19 protein-coding genes are annotated in these 20221 nt (G+C 72.0%); 12 read left to right on the top strand and 7 right to left on the bottom strand.

What is annotated here, in order from left to right; translation table 11 throughout:
• Positions 1 to 11 precede the first annotated feature (11 nt).
• Positions 12 to 233 carry a hypothetical protein gene (locus ACGFJ7_RS12980; protein WP_392642276.1) on the top strand — a complete coding sequence of 74 codons (222 nt, stop codon included), beginning with the start codon at positions 12 to 14 and terminating at the stop codon, positions 231 to 233.
• A gap of 24 nt (positions 234 to 257) precedes the next feature.
• Here the strand turns inward: ACGFJ7_RS12980 and ACGFJ7_RS12975 are convergent, their stop codons facing one another.
• The 3 genes from ACGFJ7_RS12975 to ACGFJ7_RS12965 are packed head-to-tail and all read right to left on the bottom strand — an operon-like array spanning position 258 to position 1789.
• Positions 258 to 1127, bottom strand: a complete 870-nt coding sequence (locus ACGFJ7_RS12975) for a YhjD/YihY/BrkB family envelope integrity protein (protein WP_392642275.1) — start codon at positions 1125 to 1127, stop codon at positions 258 to 260.
• Positions 1128 to 1129: 2 nt separating this feature from the next.
• Positions 1130 to 1321 carry a hypothetical protein gene (locus ACGFJ7_RS12970; protein WP_360248495.1) on the bottom strand — a complete coding sequence of 64 codons (192 nt, stop codon included), beginning with the start codon at positions 1319 to 1321 and terminating at the stop codon, positions 1130 to 1132.
• A 42-nt stretch (positions 1322 to 1363) separates the two neighbouring features.
• Entirely contained in the window at positions 1364 to 1789 is a 426-nt protein-coding gene (locus tag ACGFJ7_RS12965; protein ID WP_360248497.1) for a hypothetical protein, read from the bottom strand.
• Between the two features lie 413 nt (positions 1790 to 2202).
• Between ACGFJ7_RS12965 and ACGFJ7_RS12960 the strand changes: the two genes are divergently transcribed.
• From ACGFJ7_RS12960 to ACGFJ7_RS12935, 6 genes are all read left to right on the top strand, one after another.
• Positions 2203 to 4701 carry a LuxR C-terminal-related transcriptional regulator gene (locus ACGFJ7_RS12960; RefSeq protein ID WP_392642274.1) on the top strand — a complete coding sequence of 833 codons (2499 nt, stop codon included), beginning with the start codon at positions 2203 to 2205 and terminating at the stop codon, positions 4699 to 4701.
• 53 nt (positions 4702 to 4754) lie between these two features.
• Positions 4755 to 5663 (top strand): HAD family hydrolase, encoded by a 909-nt coding sequence (locus tag ACGFJ7_RS12955; protein WP_360248501.1) that lies wholly within the window; start codon positions 4755 to 4757, stop codon positions 5661 to 5663.
• 63 nt (positions 5664 to 5726) lie between these two features.
• Entirely contained in the window at positions 5727 to 6668 is a 942-nt protein-coding gene (locus tag ACGFJ7_RS12950; RefSeq protein ID WP_392642273.1) for a phosphoglycerate dehydrogenase, read from the top strand.
• 942 nt (positions 6669 to 7610) lie between these two features.
• On the top strand, positions 7611 to 7886 hold the full coding sequence (locus ACGFJ7_RS12945) for a hypothetical protein (protein ID WP_360248505.1): 276 nt from the start codon (positions 7611 to 7613) through the stop codon (positions 7884 to 7886).
• Between the two features lie 9 nt (positions 7887 to 7895).
• Positions 7896 to 8837 (top strand): prolyl aminopeptidase, encoded by a 942-nt coding sequence (pip, locus tag ACGFJ7_RS12940; RefSeq protein ID WP_392642272.1) that lies wholly within the window; start codon positions 7896 to 7898, stop codon positions 8835 to 8837.
• A 90-nt stretch (positions 8838 to 8927) separates the two neighbouring features.
• Positions 8928 to 11519, top strand: a complete 2592-nt coding sequence (locus ACGFJ7_RS12935; RefSeq protein ID WP_392642271.1) for a tetratricopeptide repeat protein — start codon at positions 8928 to 8930, stop codon at positions 11517 to 11519.
• A gap of 28 nt (positions 11520 to 11547) precedes the next feature.
• On the opposite strand, the gene ACGFJ7_RS12930 is transcribed toward ACGFJ7_RS12935, so the two are convergent.
• Positions 11548 to 12288 carry a peptidoglycan DD-metalloendopeptidase family protein gene (locus ACGFJ7_RS12930; RefSeq protein WP_392642270.1) on the bottom strand — a complete coding sequence of 247 codons (741 nt, stop codon included), beginning with the start codon at positions 12286 to 12288 and terminating at the stop codon, positions 11548 to 11550.
• A 107-nt stretch (positions 12289 to 12395) separates the two neighbouring features.
• Positions 12396 to 12890 carry a GNAT family N-acetyltransferase gene (locus ACGFJ7_RS12925; protein ID WP_392642269.1) on the bottom strand — a complete coding sequence of 165 codons (495 nt, stop codon included), beginning with the start codon at positions 12888 to 12890 and terminating at the stop codon, positions 12396 to 12398.
• A 122-nt stretch (positions 12891 to 13012) separates the two neighbouring features.
• Here ACGFJ7_RS12925 and ACGFJ7_RS12920 point away from each other — a divergent pair, with 122 nt between their 5' ends.
• The 3 genes from ACGFJ7_RS12920 to ACGFJ7_RS12910 are packed head-to-tail and all read left to right on the top strand — an operon-like array spanning position 13013 to position 14696.
• Positions 13013 to 13537: a hypothetical protein gene (locus ACGFJ7_RS12920; protein WP_360248515.1), complete on the top strand. Its 525-nt coding sequence runs from the start codon at positions 13013 to 13015 to the stop codon at positions 13535 to 13537.
• Entirely contained in the window at positions 13534 to 13983 is a 450-nt protein-coding gene (locus ACGFJ7_RS12915; protein WP_360248517.1) for an RDD family protein, read from the top strand. Before ACGFJ7_RS12920 ends, ACGFJ7_RS12915 begins: the two co-directional genes overlap by 4 nt.
• The gene (locus ACGFJ7_RS12910) at positions 13980 to 14696 is read left to right on the top strand and encodes a potassium channel family protein (protein WP_392642268.1); all 717 of its coding nucleotides are present in this window, start codon (positions 13980 to 13982) and stop codon (positions 14694 to 14696) included. The genes ACGFJ7_RS12915 and ACGFJ7_RS12910 overlap by 4 nt, the downstream gene beginning before the upstream one ends.
• Here the strand turns inward: ACGFJ7_RS12910 and ACGFJ7_RS12905 are convergent.
• Positions 14578 to 15507 (bottom strand): LysR family transcriptional regulator, encoded by a 930-nt coding sequence (locus ACGFJ7_RS12905; RefSeq protein ID WP_392642422.1) that lies wholly within the window; start codon positions 15505 to 15507, stop codon positions 14578 to 14580. The two genes, ACGFJ7_RS12910 and ACGFJ7_RS12905, sit on opposite strands and share 119 nt — an antisense overlap.
• A 92-nt stretch (positions 15508 to 15599) precedes the next feature.
• Between ACGFJ7_RS12905 and ACGFJ7_RS12900 the strand changes: the two genes are divergently transcribed.
• Positions 15600 to 18995, top strand: coding sequence for a bifunctional proline dehydrogenase/L-glutamate gamma-semialdehyde dehydrogenase (locus tag ACGFJ7_RS12900; protein ID WP_392642267.1), 3396 nt, complete (start codon positions 15600 to 15602; stop codon positions 18993 to 18995).
• 69 nt (positions 18996 to 19064) lie between these two features.
• Here the strand turns inward: ACGFJ7_RS12900 and ACGFJ7_RS12895 are convergent, their stop codons facing one another.
• Entirely contained in the window at positions 19065 to 19448 is a 384-nt protein-coding gene (locus tag ACGFJ7_RS12895; protein WP_360248525.1) for a VOC family protein, read from the bottom strand.
• A gap of 35 nt (positions 19449 to 19483) precedes the next feature.
• On the opposite strand from ACGFJ7_RS12895, the gene ACGFJ7_RS12890 reads away from it, so the two are divergent.
• Positions 19484 to 20011, top strand: a complete 528-nt coding sequence (locus ACGFJ7_RS12890; RefSeq protein WP_392642266.1) for a hypothetical protein — start codon at positions 19484 to 19486, stop codon at positions 20009 to 20011.
• Positions 20012 to 20221: the final 210 nt, after the last annotated feature.

Raw genomic sequence — 20221 nt, 5'->3', positions numbered from 1 at the left:
ATGATCGCGGGGTGAGCGCTTTCGGTGTGTGCCCGAACTGCGGACAGGATGACATCATCCGGATCCCGCCGAGTATGGCCGCCGGGCAGGGGGCCAGCGGGGTGCCGGTCAACGCCCTGCGCCTCATCCTGTTCGCCCGCCTGATCTGCCTGACTTGCGGCCTGGTGCGGGAGTGGGTCGACGACCGGGACAAGCTCGACCAGCTGCGCGCGAAGTACGGCCGTCAGCGGTAGCTACCGCTGACGGCCGCGGCCGGGTCAAGCCGTCGGCGAAGGACCGGCTGAACGAATGCCGCGGATCCGCCGGCCCAGCCGGCCGGGGTCGGTGGCGATCACCTGGCCGGCGGCGGCCGTCAGAAGGTAGGCGAACGAGAGCACGTACAGCCAGCCGATGTAGGTGAAGGCGACGCCGATCGTGCCGAAGCGGGCCGCGCTCACGTCCAGCGCGTGCGGCAGGTAGAACGCGCCGGCCGGCCGCAGGATCAGCATGGCGGCCGCGTACAGAAGCGCGCCGGGCGCGAGCAGCCGGGCCGGGATCTGCCGGGCGGTCAGCACCCACGGCAGGAACAGCGCGCCGCCGAAATCCGCGATCAGGGTCACCAGAGCCACGGTGAAGTACGGGGCGGGGGCCTCCCACGCGGCCCGCTCCAGCAACCGGATCACCACCACGCTGAACGCCAGCACCAGGACCGCCACCAGCCATCGCCAGGCGTGCCGGGGGTTGCTGCGCGGGCGGGGCCGGCCCCAGATCGTCGCGTAGGCGCGGGTGAAGGCCCGGGCCAGGCTGGTCGTGGAGACCAGCACGATCAGGGCGCCGACCAGGCCGAACGCGTTGACGCTGCTGCCCGAGATGGCCTCGTTCAGCACCTTCGCCACCTCGTCGGGCACCTTCACGACCTCGGCCAGCTTCTCGTCGAAGGTCCGGCCGAGCAGCACCGCCATCATGATCAGGAGCGGGAAGATGGAGGTGAAGAGCTGCGCGGCCAGCGTCATGGCGCGATCGAAGATCTCGAGGCGGACGATGACCGCGAGGGTGCCGAGGCCGACCCGGCCGGGCCAGCGGGTGGACGCCCACGACCACAGGGCTTCCGCCCAGCGCGGCGCGCTGAGCACCGGCCGGGTCGTCACCGTCAGCGGCTGTCGGTGCTCACCGGGGCAAGCGGCGTGGCCGTGCCGGCCTCGGCCGCGGGCTCCGACTCGGCGCGGCTCTTCTTCCGGCGGCCGATCACCACCGCGGCCGCGCTCGCGGCGGCCACCCCGGCCGCGGCGATCAGGGCGGGCCGGCGCGACTTCCCCTTGCTCTTCTTCCGAGACTTCGTCATGGCTGAATCCTCCGATCGCGGACGCCCGGAATGCCTCATCCGCTAAGGATGGGCGTCGTAGTCGGGCCGGACCTCTCGGCCGTGCGCGGTGACGGCGTAGATCGTGATCATGTTGAAGGAGATGATCAGGACGGCGTACACCGGGAACGCGGCGAGGAAGGCCAGGTTGGTCAGCGAGCTCAGGAACGCCAGCACGATCGCGAAGATCCGTCCCCAGCTCGTGCCGGCGAGCAGGCCGAGACCGACGACGATCTGCACGGTGCCGATGATCAGATGGGTCCAGCCCCACGCCGTCCAGCTCGTGGCGACCAGCAGCCGGGACTCGTCGATGGCGAACAACTCGTGCCGGAACAGCGCCAGGACCCCCAGCGTGACCTGGAGAATGCCGACGATGGCGAGCAGCACCGCGGCGAACACGACCCAGCCCGCCCATGCGGTGGCCCCGGTCGGGCGATTCTGTACGGACATGACCTCAGGGTGAGCCGCCGTACGCCTCGCGACCTCACCCGCGAGGAATGAGCCCGGCTCAGTCGCGGGCCGAGCTCGCGTCCCTAGGCGGGAGAGCCGGAGCTCGCCGGCGATCCGGTTGAGGGGTGAGGTCGGTCGGCCGGAGCGGCAGCACCCGCTGTTCGGCCGCGGTGAGCCCGGTTCATGACCTGGCCACTATCCACTCCGGTCATCCGTCTACGGAATCACCCAGGTCGGGTGATGTGACTGTTGATGATCGGGACAAAACTCTGCGTAGACACCGGAGTCCCCGTGGGCAGGCCGCGATGTGCCCGGGTGACACCGATGCGTACAGGCGGGGCGATCGCATATGGGGGTCATTGATGCATGGGGAGATCGCTACCGAGCTGACGACGACCGACGGCGAGCCGATCATGACGATCAAGTTGGAGCCGCCGGGTCTTCCGCCGTGGTGGGTGGTTCGCGAACGGCTGCGTGAACGGCTCGACGCCGGGCCGGCTCGCGGTCTCACCGTCGTGACCGGACCGGCCGGATCGGGCAAGAGCAGCCTGGTCGCCGACTGGACGGCCAGCGGGCACGCCGGCGGCCGGGTCGCGTGGCTGACGCTGGAACCGGACGACGACCGGCCCGAGACGTTCTGGTCGTACGTGCTGGCCGCGCTCCAGCGAGCCGGTGTGCACGTGACCAGCCAGTGGCGCGAGGGCGCGGAACGGTCCTTCCTGGTCCGGCTCGTGGTCGCCCTGTCGGCCCAGGACGAGCCGGTGGTGCTGATCCTCGACAACGTGCACGCGCTGACCCGGGCGTCCATCCTGGACGGGCTGCACTTCCTGGTCGAACACTGCGGGCCCGGGCTGCGCTGCGTCCTGGTCGGCCGCACCGATCCGCCGCTGCCGCTGCACCGCTACCGGCTGGCCGGATCGATCACCGAGATCCGCCACGACGAGCTGGCCTTCACCCCGGCCGAGGCGGACGCGCTGCTCACCGCGCACGGCACCCGGCTCGACCCGAACTCCGTGGCCGAGCTGACCGAACAGACGCACGGTTGGGCCGCCGCGCTGCGGCTCGAAGCCCGGGCTCTGCCCATGTCGAGGGACAAGAAGGACGAACTCGCCGAATACATCCGCGGCGAACTGCTCGGCGAGCAGACCGCCGCGACCCGTGAGCTGCTGCTGCGCACGTGTGTGGCCGAGCGGCTGCCGGCCGGGCTGGCCGTCGAGCTCAGCGTCCGCCGCGACGCCGCGCAGGTGCTGGACCGCCTTGCCCGGCAGGGCGTCTTCGTGACCGCCACCGCCGGCGGCGAGCGGACCTACGTGCATCACCCGCAGATCCGCGAGGTGCTGCTGGCCGCCCTGAGCGAGGGACCGGTCGACCGCGTCACCGGCCTGCACCGCCGGGCCGCCCGCTGGTACGCCGGCTTCGACCGCTACGCCGAGGCGCTGCCGCACGCCCTGCTCGCCGGGGAATGGCTGCTGGCGGCCACCTCGGTGGTACGCAGCCTCGGCATCACCGACCTGCTGGACGGCCACGGCGCCGCCCGCTTCACCGCCCTGCCGCCCGACCTCGACCGGCCCGAGGCCGCTGTCGTCGCCGCGGCCGTCGCCCACTACCTCGACGACCCCGAGGCCTGCGCCAAACACCTGCTGCGGGCCGGCGAGATGGCCGGCGGGCACGACATCCGCCTGCCGCTGAGCCTGGCCGCCGTCGACGTGGCCCGGGCCCGCCGGCACGGCCGGCCCGACGATCTGGCCGCCTCGGCCGAGATCGCCTGGCGGATGCTCGACGAGGCCCTGGTCACCGGAGTCGCCGTACCACCGGCCCTGGCCTCGCTGATCCGCCTGGCCCGGGCCGAGAGCCTGCTCTGGCGGCACGACCTGACCGGCGCCTGCGCGGTGCTGCAACCGTCCGAGAACGACGGCGGCGAAGTGCTCGGCCGGCTCGCCCTGGCCGAAGCGCTCTGCGGCCGCCTGCGCCGGGCCAACGAACACGCCCGCCGGGCCCTGGACCGCACCGGCCCCGACGACGGGCCCGGCGACGCGGCGGCCGACCTGGCCCTGGCCTGGGTGCACAGCGAGGAGTACGACCTCACCGCGGCCCGGGTCCACGCCGAACAGGCGGCGGCCCGCCTCGACGAGCGCCCGGACGCCCTCCTGGCCGGCCTGCTGGCACTGGTGCGGGCCCGCGTGCACCGCGGCGGCGGCGACACCGCCCGGGCGGCCGAGGCCCTTGCGGCCGCGCCGGCCGGCGCCATGCCACAGTGGCTCACCGAAATGCTCACGCTGACCCGCGACGCGCTGCTCACCCCCGGCCGGCCGCCCGCGGCCGGCGGCACGACCGCGCAGCACGCCATCGCCGAGGCGACGGCCGCGGTGGCGGCGGGCGAGACGACCAGGGCCCGGGGTATCGTGGCGGCGCTCGGCGAACGGCCCGGCCTGCCGCTGGACGTGCGGGTCGACGGCTGGCTGGTCACGGCCGCGGCCGAGCTGACCGACGGGCACCGCGACCGGGCCCGGCGCGCCCTGCACCGGGCGCTGGCCCTGGCCGAAAGTGAACGCCTTCGGCGGCCGATGCTCGAGATGGCGGCCCCGGTGCGGCGCTTCCTGCGCGAGGACCGCGACCTCGCCGTACGACATGATTGGCTCGGTGTGACCCCGCGCCCCGCAAGCGTGCCGGTTCCCACCGCGCCGCCGCCTCCGGCGGTCCCGGCGGCCCCGGTCATGGTCGAACCGCTCACCGCCAAGGAGACCGAAGTCCTGGGCTACCTGGCGCAGCTGTTCTCCACCGAGGAGATCGCCCGCACCATGTACGTCTCGGTGAACACGGTCAAGACCCACGTCCGCGGCGTGCTCCGGAAATTGGCCGCGACCCGGCGCAACGAGGCGGTCCGCCGGGCCCGTGACCTGGGTCTGTTGTAGCTCATCCGGCGAGGGTGACGACCGGCGTGAGCTCAGGCGAAATGGTGAACGACATGACGTCCGTCCTCCCCTCGTGGCGGGAAACCCCGTCGAGACAGCGGATCCTCGAGTTCGTCGCGGTGGCGGTGGCCGGGATCCCACCGGAGGACCGCATTGCGGTCTTCGACAACGACGGCACGCTGTGGTGCGAGAAACCGCTGCCCGTGCAGGCCGACTTCCTGCTGCGCCGCATCGGTGAGCTGGCCGGCCGCTATCCGGCGCTGCGCAGCCGGCAGCCGTTCAAGGCGGTGGCGGAAAGGGACCACGACTGGCTGGGCGGGGCGATCACCAAGCACTACCAGGGCGACGACGCCGATCTGCGGGAGATGGCGGCGGGATTGTTGCAGGCGTACGAGGGGACGACTGTCGACGAATTCGCCGAACTGGCCCGGGACTTCCTCGTCAAATGCGAACACCCGACCCTCGACCGGCCGTACGTCGACACGGCCTACGTGCCGATGCGGGAGCTCATCGACTACCTGATGGCGAACGGCTTCAGCTGCTACATCGCGACCGGGGGAGGACGCGATTTCCTGCGCACGGTCAGCGCGGACGTGTACGGCATCCCGGCCGACCGGGTGATCGGCAGCTCGGTGGCGCTCGAATACCGCGACGGCCGGATCGTGCACACGGCCCGGCTGGACGTCTTCGACGACGGCCCGGCCAAGCCGGTGCGCATCTGGAGCCGCGTGGGGCGCCACCCGATCCTGGCCGCGGGCAACGCCAACGGCGACCTGCCGATGCTGCGGGCGGCGGGCGGGGGGCGCCGCGACCCGCTGCGCATCGTGGTGGTCCACGACGACGCGAAGCGCGAGTTCGCGTACACGGCCGGCGCGGGGGAGGCCATCGCGGCGGCGGAGGCGGAGAACTGGGTGGCCGTCAGCATGGCCGGAGACTGGTCACAGGTCTTCGGCCCACGGTGAGGGGGGAAACCGAGGGTGCGCGGGGAGGGCGATCCCCGCGCACCCGAGGTTAGGTTTGGGACCATGAAGCTCCTGATCCCGGACAGCATCACGCTGGACCTCTCCCTGCCCTCGGGCGTGACAACCTCCGAGTACGCGGTCGACAAGCCGCTCAGCGACGACCAGACCGGCGCCGAGGCGATAGTGGTGTGGGGCAACACGGCCGAGCAGCTGCGCGACACGGCGGCGCGGCTGACCGCGGTGCGCTGGGTGCAGACGCTGGCGGCGGGGCCGGACGCGGTGCTGGCGGCGGGCTTCGGGCCCGACGTCGTGATCACATCGGGGGCGGGACTGCACGACCTGACGGTCGCGGAACACACGCTGGGGCTGACGCTGGCGGCGGCGCGGCGGCTGAATTTACTGGTACGGGCGCAGGTGGGGCACCGGTGGGCGGGGGAACTGGGCGGCAACCAGCCGGTGCACGACCCGACCGCGTTCCGCACGTTGCGGGACGCGCGCGTGGTGATCTGGGGGTTCGGGGGGATCGCGGCGACGCTGGCGCCGTACCTGACGGCGCTGGGGGCGACGGTCACGGGGGTGGCGCGGAGCGCGGGCAAGCGGCACGGCTTCGAGGTGGTGACGCAAGACGAGTTTCCGTCGCTGCTGCCGGAGACCGATGTGCTGATCTCGATCCTGCCGGCTACGGCTTCGACTCGGCACGCGGTGAACGCCTCGGTGCTGGCGCTGCTGCCGGCCCGAGCATGGCTGATCAGCGTGGGGCGGGGGTCGGTGGTGGACGAGAGCGCGCTGCTGGCGGCGCTGCGGGCGGGGCGTCTGGGTGGGGCGGCGATGGACGTCTTCGAGACCGAACCGCTGCCGGTGTCGTCGCCGTTGTGGGATGAGCCGAACGTGATCATCACGCCGCATGCGGCGGGTGGGCGGCCGGTGGGGGCGGCTGAGTTGGTGCTGTCCAATCTTTCGGCGTTTCTCTCCTCGGGGGCCTTGAAGAACGTGGTGGAACGGTAGGCGTCGTTCTTGCGGTGGACGGCCGGGGGCGGAGGGCGGCCGCTCTCGGCTGGCTGGGGAGCGCTTTACGCCGTGAGCGGCCACCCTCCGCCCCCGGCCTTGCCGGGTATCGAGCTGCGGGTACGGGTGGGTCACTGGACTCTGGGGTGCCGGGCTCGGCCGGGGGTCACCTTGCGGAGGTGGGTGGGGGGCTGGTCGGCCATTCCAGGCCGGTTGCGCTCTTCTTGGCTGAATTCTGCGACAGCCTTGGACTGGGATCGCCACGCCGGACTTCGCGGGCGGGCCGGCGTTCGTCGCCCCCGCCGAGCGGGTCGGCCACCTTTCGGACGTCGGCCTGCGCTCGGCGAGCGGCCCGGTCTTCGGGCTTGGACACGCCGGACAGCAAACGGGTGATGCCGTTCTGGAAGGCGGTGTTCGGCCCGGCAGTGCGGCGACCAGCCCGTGTTTCGTAGGGCTCGGAGCCATTGGTTGATGGCGGGCGGGCGTCCGCCCTTCGACCCTTTGGCTTTGCGGTGGGCGTCCTGGTCGCTCTTGCTCGGAATGCACGCGGCGATACCGTGACGGCGCAGGCCGGCGCCGGTGCGGGCCACCGAAGTTTGGCCGGCACGGTGATGAAATGAGGGCTGTCGCCGCGTTGCCCGGCGGTGACCACAGCGGCCATCATTTTGCGGCCTTGCTCGCAGACCAGATGGGTTTTGGTGGTCCGGCCGCCCACCTGCGCGGCCGATCACGGCCCGTTCCGGCAGGCAGCAACGGTTCCAGCGTCGCCCACTGCAGGTCGGTCAGGTCGTGTCGCCTCGCTGCCGCTACGCTCGGCCGAGTAGGCCGACCCGGAAGGCAACGAGGTTTGCCGGCGTACCTGGTGGAACCGCGAGGACGATCAGCGGCTTGTTCGTGGGGACGGGCGGCACCTAGCATCGGTGGATGGAGCGCCGTGGGGCTGTGGCTGCTGTAGTCGGGGGCTATGTCGTGGGGGTCGCCTTTCTTGTGGGGGCCCTGCTGGTCTTCTCGGGGGCGGTGACTGTTGCCGGCCTGGGCGAGGAGACGGTCGTGCAGCGGGTCGGCGCTGGGATGCTGGCTGTCCTGCTGGGTGGTGTGACGCTGTGCGCTGCCACTCTCCGGCTGGGCGGCGGCAACGCGGGGGCTGGTACGGGGGCTTCTCCGGTCGAGGACGCCTACCTCTATCCGGGGGCGCATCCCGGGGTGGGCGAGTTCTAGAGTCTGGTGGTGGAGACGCGGGGGCTTTATCCGGCTGTCGAGCCGTACGCTGCTCATCGCTTCGACGTGGGCGGTGGGCATCGGGTCTATGTGGAGGAAGCGGGGATTCCGGTGGTCTTCGTGCACGGTGGGCCGGGGAGTGGCATCACGCCGGTGATGCGGCGGTTCTTCGATCCGGGGCGGTATCGGATCATTCTGCCGGAGCAGCGGGGGGCCGGGCGCAGCACGCCGGTGGGGGAGTTGCGGGAGAACACCACCTGGCATCTGGTGGCGGACCTGGAGAAGGTGCGCGGGTGGCTCGGGGTTGACGCCTGGCTCGTGTTCGGTGGGTCGTGGGGGTCGACGCTCGGGCTGGCCTACGCGCAGGCTCATCCCTCCCGGGTGACGGGGCTGATCCTGCGGGGGATCTTTCTGGTGCGGCGCAGCGAGCGGGACTGGATCTACCAGAGTGGGCTGCACAACCTGCAACCGGAGGAGTGGGAGCGGTTCGTCGCGCCGATCCCGGTCGCGGAGCGCGACGACATTCTGATGGCCTACTACCGGCGGCTCGCCGGCGAGGATTCCGAGGTGGCGCGGCGGTGTGCCGACGCTTGGATGCGGTGGGAGGCGGTCAATTCGACGCTGACTCCGGATCCCGGCTTGATCGCGTCGCTGACCGCCGACTCGACTGTGCTGCCGGCCGCGCGGATCCTCGCGCACTACGCGGTCAACGGCGGTTTCTTCGAGTCGGAGAACCAGCTCCTGGACGGCGTGGACCGCATCCGGCACCTGCCGGCCACCATCATTCAGGGCCGCTACGACCTGTGCTGCCCGCCGGTGACCGCGTACGACCTCACCCGCCGCTGGCCCGAGGCCACGCTGCACATGGTGCCGGACGCCGGTCACTCGTCGCTCGAGCCGGGCATCACCCATCACCTGATCAGCAGCACGGACAGCTTCGCGGATCGCTGACGCGGGCCGGTCGTCTGGCGGACACCATTCACCCTTCTCGCCACTCAGAATGAGTGAGTAGTCACTCAAAGTAATCTTGCGGGTGGGTGGATGGTGCTGTCGGAGAAACGGCCGGCCTTCACCGCATTGCCCGATCCCGCGCGGGCAGTCAGCGTCGACGACCTGGTGGAGCGGCTGCGGCTGCTGAAAACGTGGGCCGGCAATCCGTCGTACGCCGTCATCAAGGACCGCGTGAACGCGGCGTGGGCCTCGGCCGGGCGGCCGGCCGGGGAGCTGACGCACAAGCCCACCGTCGCCCACTGCTTCCGGCCCGGCCGGCGGCGGCTGAACACCGACCTCGTCCTCGCCGTCGTCCAGGCGCTGCACGCCGAACCCGGCTATGTGGCGCAGTGGCGTCAAGCCATGCGCGTGGTCGACGGGGAGTCGCAGGCGGCGTCCCAGGTCCGCGTGCACGGCAGCCTGCCGCCCGACCTCGCCCGGTTCACCGGCCGGTCCGATGAACTGCGCCGGCTTCGCGCCGCCCTGCGCCGCGCCGCGCGGGCCGGTGAGCCCGTGGTGGCGGCGATCGAGGGAATGGCGGGGGTGGGTAAGACCCGCTTGGCCATCCACGCCGGACACGTGCTCCATCAGCGGGAGCCGTTCGATCGGGTGCTCTTCGTCAATCTGCGCGGCTTCCACCCCGATCCGAACCAGCCACCCGCCGATCCGGCCGCCGTGCTCGACGGTTTCCTCCGCCTGCTCGGCATGAACGGCCATCAGATCCCGCACGGTCTCGGCGCCCGGGTCGCCGCCTACCGCAGGTGCCTCGCCGGTCAGCGGGTCCTGGTGATCCTGGACAACGCCGCCTCCGCCGAGCACGTCCGTCCGCTGATGCCGGCCGGCCCCGGATGCCTGACGCTGGTCACCAGCCGATGCGGCCTCGCCGGGCTGCGCCCCGCGGCCCGGCTGACCATCGACGTGCTCAACTCGGCCGAGGCGACCACGTTCCTGGCCGAGGCCGTCCCCGAGGTGCCCGCCGGCGCGGATCCCGGCGCCCTCGACCGGATCGCCCGGCGCTGCGGGCGCCTTCCGCTGGCCCTGACCCTGATCGCCGGGCACATCCGGGCCATGCCGGGATGGACCTTGACGGATCACGCCGACCGGCTCGACGAACGTCACCGCGAATGCCGTCTCGACGCCGGCGTCGAACTGGCCCTCGACCTGTCGTACCGGCGCCTGCCGGCCGATCGGCGGCGGCTGCTGCGCGTGCTCGCCCTGCACCCGGGGGAGGACTTCGACGCGTACGCCGCGGCCGCCCTGACCGCTATCGACCCGCGGGCCGCCGAGGCGGGGCTGGCCGACCTGCACAGCGAACACCTTCTCCAGCGGGCGCATCCGGGCCGATACACCTTCCACGATCTCGTGCACGCTTTCGCGGCCGTACGGGCACACGACGAGAACCCGCCTTCGGAACGCCGGGACGCGCTGACCCGCCTCTTCGGCTACTACCTCGCCACCACCACGGCCGCCATGAACACGCTGTACCCGGCCGAGGCACGGTATCGGCCGCAGACCGCGCCGGCTGCCGAACACGCCCCCGATGTGGCCGGTCACGATGCCGCCATCGCCTGGCTGGAGACCGAACGGGTCACCCTCGTCGCCGTCACGGCCCACACCGCGGGCAACGGCTGGCCCGGGCACGGCATCGATCTGGCGCGGGCATTGTTCCGGCATCTCAACACCGGCTACTTCGCCGACGCTCTGAGCGTGCAGACCTGCGCTCTGCGGGCCGCGAGCGGCCTGCGTGACCTCAGGGGCCAGGCCGACGCCCTGCTCGGCATGGGGATCGCCCGCGCCAGCCTCGGGCGGCCCGGTCAAGCCGCCGAGGACTTCCGGCAGGCACTCGACGGGTACCGGCGAACCGGCGATCTCGTCGGCCAGGCACTGAGCATGTATCGACTCGGAAGTGTCACGCGGATCGCCGGGCACGGTGCGGACGCGGTCGAGCATTTCCGGCAGGCGCTGGTGCTGCACCGGCGGGCCGGTGACCGGACCGGTGAGGCGATGGCGCTGGTACGCCTCGGCGGGGCCCTGCACGAGCTGAACGGCTCCGCCGAGGCCATCGAGCACTGCCGGCGAGGACTGGCCCTCACCCAGCAGATCGGGCACGGCGCCGGCGAGGCGTACGCGCTGGGTGTCCTCGGCGAGTTGGAGACGGTGTCCGGTCAGTACGGGCCGGCCTCCGACCGCCTGTACCGGGCACTCGCCCTCGTCACCCGGTTCGGCATCCGCAGCGGTGAAGCCGGCGTGCTCGACGCCCTCGGACTGCTCCACCTCCGCCTCGGCCGGCTCGACCAGGCCGGCGAGCTCTTCCGCCGGAGCCTGACCATCTTCCGCGAGATCGGCCACCGCAACGGCCAGGCCACCGCGCACAACGGTCTCGCCGAGACCGTCTGCGCCGCCGGGCGAGCCGCGGAGGCTCTCACCCATCACACCGCGGCCCATGCCATCGCCGTCGACATCGGCTCCCTCGGTGAACAGGCCCGCGCGCACGCCGGCCTGGGCAACGCCTACCGCGCCGCGGGCGACACCGTCCGAGCCCGGGAACACTACCTGCGGGCCAGGGCTCTCTTCGCCGACCTGGGCCGGCCGGAGACGGAAACGATCAGCGCCGGCCTCGGCGAACTCGAAGCCGGCGGATGACCGAGTCGGCCGCGCCCTCGAGCGGCGGTCAGTGCCCGGCGAGAGCGGCGCGGAGGGCGGCCGCGGTCGCCGGCCCGTACAGGCCGTCCGGGTCCAATCCGCGTTTGCGCTGGAAGGCCTTGACGGCGGCCTCGGTCGCCGGGCCGAATTCACCGTCGACCGCGAGGCCGGCCCTCATCACCTTGTTCAGCGATTCCTGAAGGGTGCGCACCGCGGGCCCGCGCGAGCCGAGTTGCAGGGTGCCGTCGCCCGACGGACCGGCCGGTGCGTGACTCGTCAGGATCTGGCCGTGGCCGACCCGGACCTGCACGGGCTCCCCGTTCAGGACGGACCGGACCGTGGTCTCACCGGCGATCTGCTCGTAGTGCAGGTGGGGGGCGCCGCTGTCGCCGGTGCTGCCGACCCGGCCGATGCGCTGGCCCTGCGTCACCCGCTGTCCTTCCTTGACCGCCGGCTCCTCGATCATGTGCAGGTAGCGGGTCTGCCATCCGCCGCCGTGGTCGATGCGGACCATCCAGCCGGCGTGGAGTTCATGCCGAGCCTTCACCACCTGCCCGGACGCGGAGGCGAGGATCGTGCGCCCGTTGGAGCCGCCGCCCTCCCGGAACAGGTCGAGGCTGTGCGGGTTCGGCTTGTGGTCGGCTCGGGTCTGGGCGAGCCACCGTTCCCCGCGGGGAAACGGAAGCTGGAAGGGAGGCCGGGCTCCGACCGCCCGCGCGGCGTCCGGCTCGTCGGTGACCGCGGTAGCGGACAATTCCTCGTTCGTCATGGCGACTTGTCCCTCATCTCGACGCGGCCGGATCGTTTCCGGCGCGCACCACCGAGTTTTGGAGCCGGGCCCGCGACGCCGGGAAAATCGAGACGAACTGAGACGCCCTACGACGACAGGTCGCGCCGGAACCAGGTGCCGGGTTGGCCGCCCAGGTGGGACGGGTCGGCCGGGCCGACGGGGACGAAGCCGGCCTTGGTCAGAACCGTTCGGGAGGCGACGTTGCTCTCGGCGGTGGCCGCGCGCAGCGAACGCAGGCCGTGCTCGGTCACCGCCAGACGGCACAGGGCGCGGACGGCTGCTGTCGCCACCCCCCGGCCGGTGGCCGGCTGGGCGACCCGGTATCCGAGGTCCGCGCTGTGGGCGTCGATGTTGTACAGGTTGAAGCGGCCCAGTATCGCGCCGTTGCCGTCGGTGAGCACGTAGAAGGCGCACTTACCGGTCTCCTGCTCGGCCAGCGACGCCTCGTACAGCTCGGTGAACCGGTCGAAGAAGTCGTCGCCGCGATCGGAGATCGACGCCGCGAACCAGGCCCGGTTCGCCAGCTCGAAGGCCAGAACCGCGGGGGCGTGATCGGGGCGCAGCCGCGTCAGGTCGGACATCGGCCGACCTTAGCGGCGGCAACGCCCAGCGGTCGAGCAAGCGGCTCTCATCCTTGCGAGATGAGGCAGGGCGGCCGAGCGGGGCGGCACGATGAGGGCCCGCGACGGATGAGGTGAGCGCGATGGCAGACGGTCTCGGCAAGTGGCGTGACGCGGCGCTGGGCGCGGTCTTCCAGGCGCAGGACGCGACGGTGCGAATCCTCGTCGAGGTGCGTGAGGCGGGGGCCGGGGCGGCCGGCCGGTTGAGTGCGAACGTGAACGGGCTCGCCGGGCGCGGCGCCACCGAGCGGGAGCAGGCCTCGGCGGAACTGCTCGGGCGGACCGCGCGCGCCAAGGCGGCGTTCGACGCCGCGGTCATGGCCGTGGCGACCTCCGAGCTGGCCGACCGGGTGGTCGACGCGCAGCTCGAACGGGTGCTGCGGCCGCTGGTCCGGACGATCCTGGACGATGTGCTCGCCCTGCTGGCCGAGGAACCGGAACGGATCCAGCCGCTCGTGCGCGGCCAGCGCGACACCATGGTCGACGAACTGGTCGGCCGCATCCGTAACGGCGCCGCGGCCGGGGACACCGCGGTCGACCGGGTCACCACCCGCGTGCTGCGGCGCGGCGGCGACCCGGTCCCGGTGCCCCCGGCCGACCCGCGGTGAGCGACACCGGCCTGGCGCGGCCGGTGAAGGTCTACGCCGGGCCGGTCAGCCGCCTGATCGCCTACGTCATCGACGCCCTGATCGTCACCGGCTTCGGCACCGCCGCCATCGCGGTGCTGGCCCTGGTCGGTGAGCTGGCCGGGTTCCTCGTCCGGGAGACGCAGACGCTGCTGGCCACCACGTTCGCGCTGGCGCTGCCGGCCGTCTTCGGCGTCTACTGCGCGGTGTTCTGGCTGCTCGCCGGGCGCACCCCGGGCATGGCGCTGCTGGGCCTGCGGGTGGTCACCGCCGGCGGCCGGCCGGTGGGCTGGCTGGCCGCGCTGGTCCGCGGCCTGGTGCTGGGATATTTTCCGATCGGGGCCGCCTGGATCCTCGTCGACCGCCGCCACCAGGCGATCCACGACAAGATCGCCCGGACCGCGGTGCTGCGCCTGAGCCCGGAATGACGCCGAAGCGCTCGTACCTGCCGGTGGTCATCCTGATCGCCACCACCTACGTGCTCGCCACCTCGCTCAGCGGGTACTGGTCGATCTCGATCGTTCTGCTCGTGCAGGTCGGCACCGTCTGGTACACGCTGCGGGTCTCCGCCCTCCGCCGGGGCATCCGGGCCGTGGCCAGCGTGGTGCTGGTGCTGGCGCTGATGACCGCCGCCTGGAACGCGATCACCGACGGCAACCGGGTGCTCACCGCCGCCACCTTCATCACCAGCAGCGCGCTCTACCTGATCGCGCCGATCGCGATCGTGCGCGACGTGGCCCGCCGTCCCGACGCCGACCGGGAACTGATGTTGGGGGCGCTCTCGGCGTACCTCATGCTGGGAATGGCTTTCGGGTTTGCCTATCGCTGCATAGCGACGCTGCAGCCGGGCCCGTTCTTCGGCCGGGGGGTGGGCGACGGAGACCTGGCCGACACGCTGTTCTTCAGCTTCGTCACGCTGACCACCACGGGGTACGGCAATGTCGTGCCGGCCGGCAACCCGGGGCAGACCCTGGCCGTGCTGGAGGCCCTGGTCGGCCAGCTCTTCCTGGTCACGGCGGTGGCTAAGGTGGTGGAGGCGTGGCGTCCGCGATTGTGGCACCGGAACTCGCCGTCTCCTCCAGAGCCGTCCGGAACGCCCGCGCCGCCGGCGACGCCGCCCCCGCCACCCGCTGAGCGGTGAAGATGGTCCGCCGCGGCCGCAGCGGCAGGTCGAGCAGGCGGCACGACGTCTGCCGGCCCGCCCACACCAGGTCCGGGATGAGCGCGACCGCGTTGCCCGACTCGACCAGGCGGATGTGTGCCTGCAGGTCGGCGGTCTCGTAGCGTACGTCCGGTTCGAACCCCGTGCTCCGGCACAATTGCTCGGCGAAATGCCGGGAGGCGGCACCGCGCGGCTCCATCACCCACGGCATGTGCCGGGCCTCGGCCAGCGACGCCACCGGCCGCAGCGCGACCTCGGCGGCCGGCAGCGCGAGACGGATCGGGTCGGTGGTCAGCGGACGCCGATCGAGGCCGGGGTGGTGTGGCGCGGCGTGCGCCGGGTATTGCTCTGCGATCACCATGTCGAAGTCGCGGGCCCAGGTCTCGCGCAGCGCCTCCTCGGGTTCGCGCTGCACCATCTCGACCCGGACGTCGGGAAAGCGGGTGGCCATGGCGAGCAGGGTGGCCGGCATCAGCGCCAGCGCCGCGGACTGGAACACCGCGACGCGCACCCGGCCGCTCACGCGCGTACCGGCGGCCTGCAGGCGGGCCTCGGCCCGCTCCAGGGTGTCGAGCACCTCGTCGACCGAGGCCACCAGCACCTCGGCCTGCGGGGTGAGCTGGACCCGGCGGCCGGCCTTGCGCAGCAGCGGCATGCCGGCCTCCTTCTCCAGCAGGCTGAGCTGCTGCGACACGGCCGAGGGAGAAAAGTTCAGGGCCTCGGCGACGGCCGCGATGGTGCCGCGGATGGCCAGCTCGCGCAGCAGCACCAGACGCCGGATCTCAAGCATGCGCACCCCGGAATAAAGCGTAAGAAGAACTGAAGAGTACTCGTCATGAACCGTCGCTTTTCCTGAACGGAACTCGGAAGGACACTTTCGGCATGACTGACGTCGCCCACTCCCCGGCCAACACCCCGGCCGCGGACAACGAACTCGCCGACGAGGCGGTTGCCCTGGTCCGCCGCTGGCTGCACGAAGCCGCGACGATCCCGGTGGGCGGTTCCGCCGCGCAACTCGCCGGCGTCCTGAAGGACCCCAAGGGCCTCGCCTTCACGGTCGGGTTCGTCGACGGCGTCGTCCGCCCCGAGGACCTGAAGGTCAGCGCCCGCGCCCTGCACACCCTCGCGCCGGACGTGCCGCGCTTCCTGCCGGCCCCGCTGCGCGCCGCGGTGCGCCTCGGTGGCGCCCTGGCGCCGGTCATGCCGGGCGTGGTCGTCCCGATCGCCCGCCGCGTGCTGCGCCGCATGGTCGGCCACCTGATCGTCGACGCCACCGACGCCAAGCTCGGCAAGGCCATTTCCAGGATCAAGAGGCGTGACGTACGGCTGAACGTGAACCTCCTGGGCGAAGCCGTCCTGGGTCGCGGGGAGGCCACCCGCCGCCTGCGCGAGACCGAGCGGCTGCTGGGCCGGCCCGACGTCGACTACGTCTCGATCAAGGTGTCGGCCACCGTCGCCCCGCACAACCCGTGGGCGTTCGACGAGGCCGTCGGCCACATCGTGGAGCAGCTGACCCCGCTGTTCCGGCTGGCCGCCACCGCGCCCACCAAGAAGTTCGTGAACCTCGACATGGAGGAGTACAAGGACCTCGACCTCACGATCGCGGTCTTCACCCGCCTGCTCGAGAAGCCGGAGCTGCGCGACCTGGAGGCCGGCATCGTCCTGCAGGCGTACCTCCCGGACGCCCTGGCCGCGATGATCCGCCTGCAGGAGTGGGCGGCCGCTCGCCGCGCGGACGGCGGCGCCGGCATCAAGGTCCGCCTGGTCAAGGGCGCGAACCTGCCGATGGAGCAGGTCGAGGCGAACGTGCACGGCTGGCCCCTGGCCACCTGGAACACCAAGCAGGACAGCGACACCAACTACAAGCGCGTCCTCGACTACGCCCTGCACCCCGACCGGATCGGCAACGTCCGGCTCGGCGTCGCCGGCCACAACCTCTTCGACGTCGCGTACGCCTGGCTGCTGGCCGGTCGGCGAGGCGTACGGCCGGGAATCGAATTCGAAATGCTTCTCGGCATGGCCGAGGGCCAGGCCGAGGTGGTCCGGCGCGAGGTCGGCGGTCTGCTGCTGTACACCCCGGTCGTACGCCCGGAGCAGTTCGACGTCGCCATCGCGTACCTGATCCGCCGTCTCGAAGAGGGCGCGAGCAGCGACAACTTCATGTCGGCGGTCTTCGAGCTGGACAAGAACGAGGCAATGTTCGCCCGCGAGCGCGACCGTTTCCTGGCGTCGCTGAACGCTCTCGACGACACCGTGCCCCCGCCGCACCGCGTGGCCGACCGGTTCGCCGCCGTGGCCCCCTCCAAGCCCGGCCACTTCGAGAACACCCCCGACACCGACCCCTCCGTCGCGGCCAACCGCGACCTTGTCCGCGCGGTCCTGGCCCGCGTACCCTCGTCCGAACTCGGCGTGGCCGCGATCGCCGCGGCCCGCGTGACCACCGAGTCGCAGCTCGACTCCCGGCTGAACGCCGCCGTCGCGGCCGCCGCCAACTGGGGCTCGCTGCCCGGCTCACTACGCGGCGAGATCCTGCACCGCGTCGGCGACGCCCTCGAAGCCCGGCGGGCCGACCTCATCGAGGTGATGGCGGCCGAGACCGGCAAGACGGCCGACCAGGCCGACCCCGAGGTCTCCGAGGCCATCGACTTCGCCCACTACTACGGCGAACTCGCGGCCGGCCTCGACGACATCGACGGCGCCACCCACGTACCGGAGAAGCTGACCCTCGTCACCCCGCCGTGGAACTTCCCGGTGGCCATCCCGGCCGGATCGGTGCTGGCCGCCCTGGCCGCCGGCTCGGCCGTGGCCCTCAAACCGGCCGGTCCGGCCGAACGATGCGGAGCACTGCTCGCCGAGATCATCAAGCCGGTCCTGCCCGACGCCGACCTGCTCACCCTGGTGCAGGTCGAGGAGCAGGCGCTGGGCCGCCAGCTGGTGGGCCACGCGCTCGTCGACCGGGTGGTGCTGACCGGGGCGTACGAGACGGCCCAGCTCTTCCGGTCCTTCCGCCCCGACCTGCCCCTGCTGGCCGAGACCAGCGGCAAGAACGCCATCATCGTCACCCCGAGCGCCGACCTCGACCTGGCCGTGAAGGACGTGGTGTCCTCGGCCTTCGGGCACGCCGGCCAGAAGTGCTCGGCCGCGTCGCTGGTCGTGCTGGTCGGCTCGGTGGCCCGCTCGCAGCGCTTCCGCCACCAGCTGATCGACGCGGTCGAGTCGCTGACCGTGGGCTGGCCGTCCGACCCGGAGAGCCAGGTCGGCCCGGTCATCGAACCCGCCGCCGGCAAACTGCTCGACGGCCTGACCAAGCTCGGCCCCGGCGAGAGCTGGCTGCTGGAGCCGCGCGAGCTCGACGACAGCGGCCGCCTGTGGAGCCCCGGTGTCCGCGACGGCGTCCGCCGAGGCTCCGAGTACCACCGCACGGAGTACTTCGGCCCGATCCTCGGCATCATGACGGCGTCCACCCTGGACGAGGCGATCGACCTGGTCAACGAGGTCGACTACGGCCTCACGTCGGGCCTGCACACCCTCGACCCGGACGACCTGGGCACCTGGCTCGACCGGATCGAGGCGGGCAACCTGTACGTCAACCGCGGCATCACCGGCGCGATCGTCCGCCGCCAGCCGTTCGGCGGCTGGAAGCGCTCCGCGGTGGGCGCGGGCACCAAGGCGGGCGGCCCCAACTACCTGATCGGCCTGTCCCGCTTCGAGCCGGCCCCGTCGACGGCGACCGCGACGGCCGACCACCCCGCGGTGCGCGCGTTGCTGGCCGCGACGGACAGCGAGTTCCTGGCCCGCGCGGCCCGCAGCGACGCCGCGGCCTGGGCGGCCGAGTTCGGCCAGCTGGCCGACGTGTCCGGCCTGTGGGCGGAACGCAACGTGCTGCGCTACGTGCCCGTCCCGGTCACGGTCCGCCTGGCCGCGGGCGCCCCGGTCGAGCAGCTGCTGCGCGTGGTCGCGGCCGGCCTGCGGGCCGGAGCACCGCTCCGCATCTCGTCGGCGGTCCCCGTGCCGGTCGACCTCCCGGTGCCGGTCCAGGTGGAGGACGACGCCACCTTCGCCGGCAACCTGGACGGCGTCAGCCGGGTACGCCTGATCGGCGGTTCCCTGGCCCAGCTCACGGCGGCCACCGGAGGCCGCCCCGACCTGGCCGTCTGGCACGGCCCGGTGACGGAGTCCGGCCGCATCGAGATGCTGCCGTTCCTGCACGAGCAGGCGGTCAGCATCACCGCCCACCGGTTCGGCAACCCGGACCGCCTGGCCACCACGGCCCTGTAACCGGCCGTATCCGAGGCCCTTCCCACCACCAGGTTGGGGAGGGCCTCGTTCGATCTCGATCAGACAGGCTCAGTCGAGGCAGAACTCGTTGCCCTCGACGTCCTGCATCACCTGGCAGGACTCGTTGTCCTCGTCGGCGAGCAGCAGGCGGACCCGCGTGGCGCCCAGTGCCTCGAGCCGGGCGCTCTCGGCCTCGAGGGCGGCCAGGCGCTCGGCCCCGACGAGGCCGGTGCCGACCCGTACATCCACATGCACCCGGTTCTTGACGACCTTGCCCTCGGGCACGCGCTGAAAGTAGAGCCGAGGCCCTTCCCCGGTGGGGTCCACGATGGCGAACGAGGAGTCGTCCTCCTCCGGCGGCGCCACGTAGCCCAGAACCTCGCACCAGAAGCGGCCGACCCGCACGGGATCAGCACAGTCGAACGTGACCTGGATCTTCCTCACCGACGCCATCGGGCCACGATAGTGGCTCCGCATAGGATCATGTGATGCTTCCCGAGCCTGACGACGCGCGGTGGGTTGAATCCGCCGGTCGAGGCCTGGCCGAGGGCGATGGCGTACGGGCGACGTTTCTCCATCTGTTGCGGGACGGCGCCGACCCTGATGCTGCCGCGATTGCCGTCTGCGTCGCGGCCGGCTCCCGTCGCGAAGAAGCGGTGGACCGCCTACGGCAGTTCGCGGGTCTGTGGGATGCGTTCCCTCCCGAGCGGGAAGCCGACGGCGTCGATCTGCTTGTCCTGCTCGGCTACTTCGAGCCGGACGCCGTCCTCGATGATCGGCAACAGGCGGCTCTCGCGCACTTGCGGGCGGCACTGCGATCGGTCGTGGGGATTCCCAGTGGATCCGCGGCTACGTTGAGCACTCACCTCCGTACGGGACGTCTCGTCGACGCCTACCGGCAACTCGAACACCTCGGGGATCGCCGATGGCCCGGCAACGCACAGTTCTGGGCGGCGATGCGCCAAGCCGGGCAGATCATCGAACCTGATGCCCATTCTGAGAACGTTGGCCGTTGATCCGTCGCTTCTGAGCCGGTTTCGGGCGCGCTGTCGATCCCCGAGGGACAGCGGTTGCAGAGGTTCACGCGAACCGCGAAGAACCCGGTGCCCGGCGACGTTGCCGGCCACCACTGCGAGCGGGTGCAACAGCGGCATGCCGAGATCTTCCGCGAAGGGCTTGCGGCTTGGCGCCCGTCCCGGCGAGTTTCCGACACCGATCCCGGAACC

This window comes from Actinoplanes sp. NPDC048988 (assembly GCF_043197815.1).
In the GTDB taxonomy this organism is placed as follows: domain Bacteria; phylum Actinomycetota; class Actinomycetes; order Mycobacteriales; family Micromonosporaceae; genus Actinoplanes.
The sequence above is the reverse complement of the archived record's forward strand: the minus strand, read 5'-3'. Positions and strand labels throughout refer to the sequence as shown.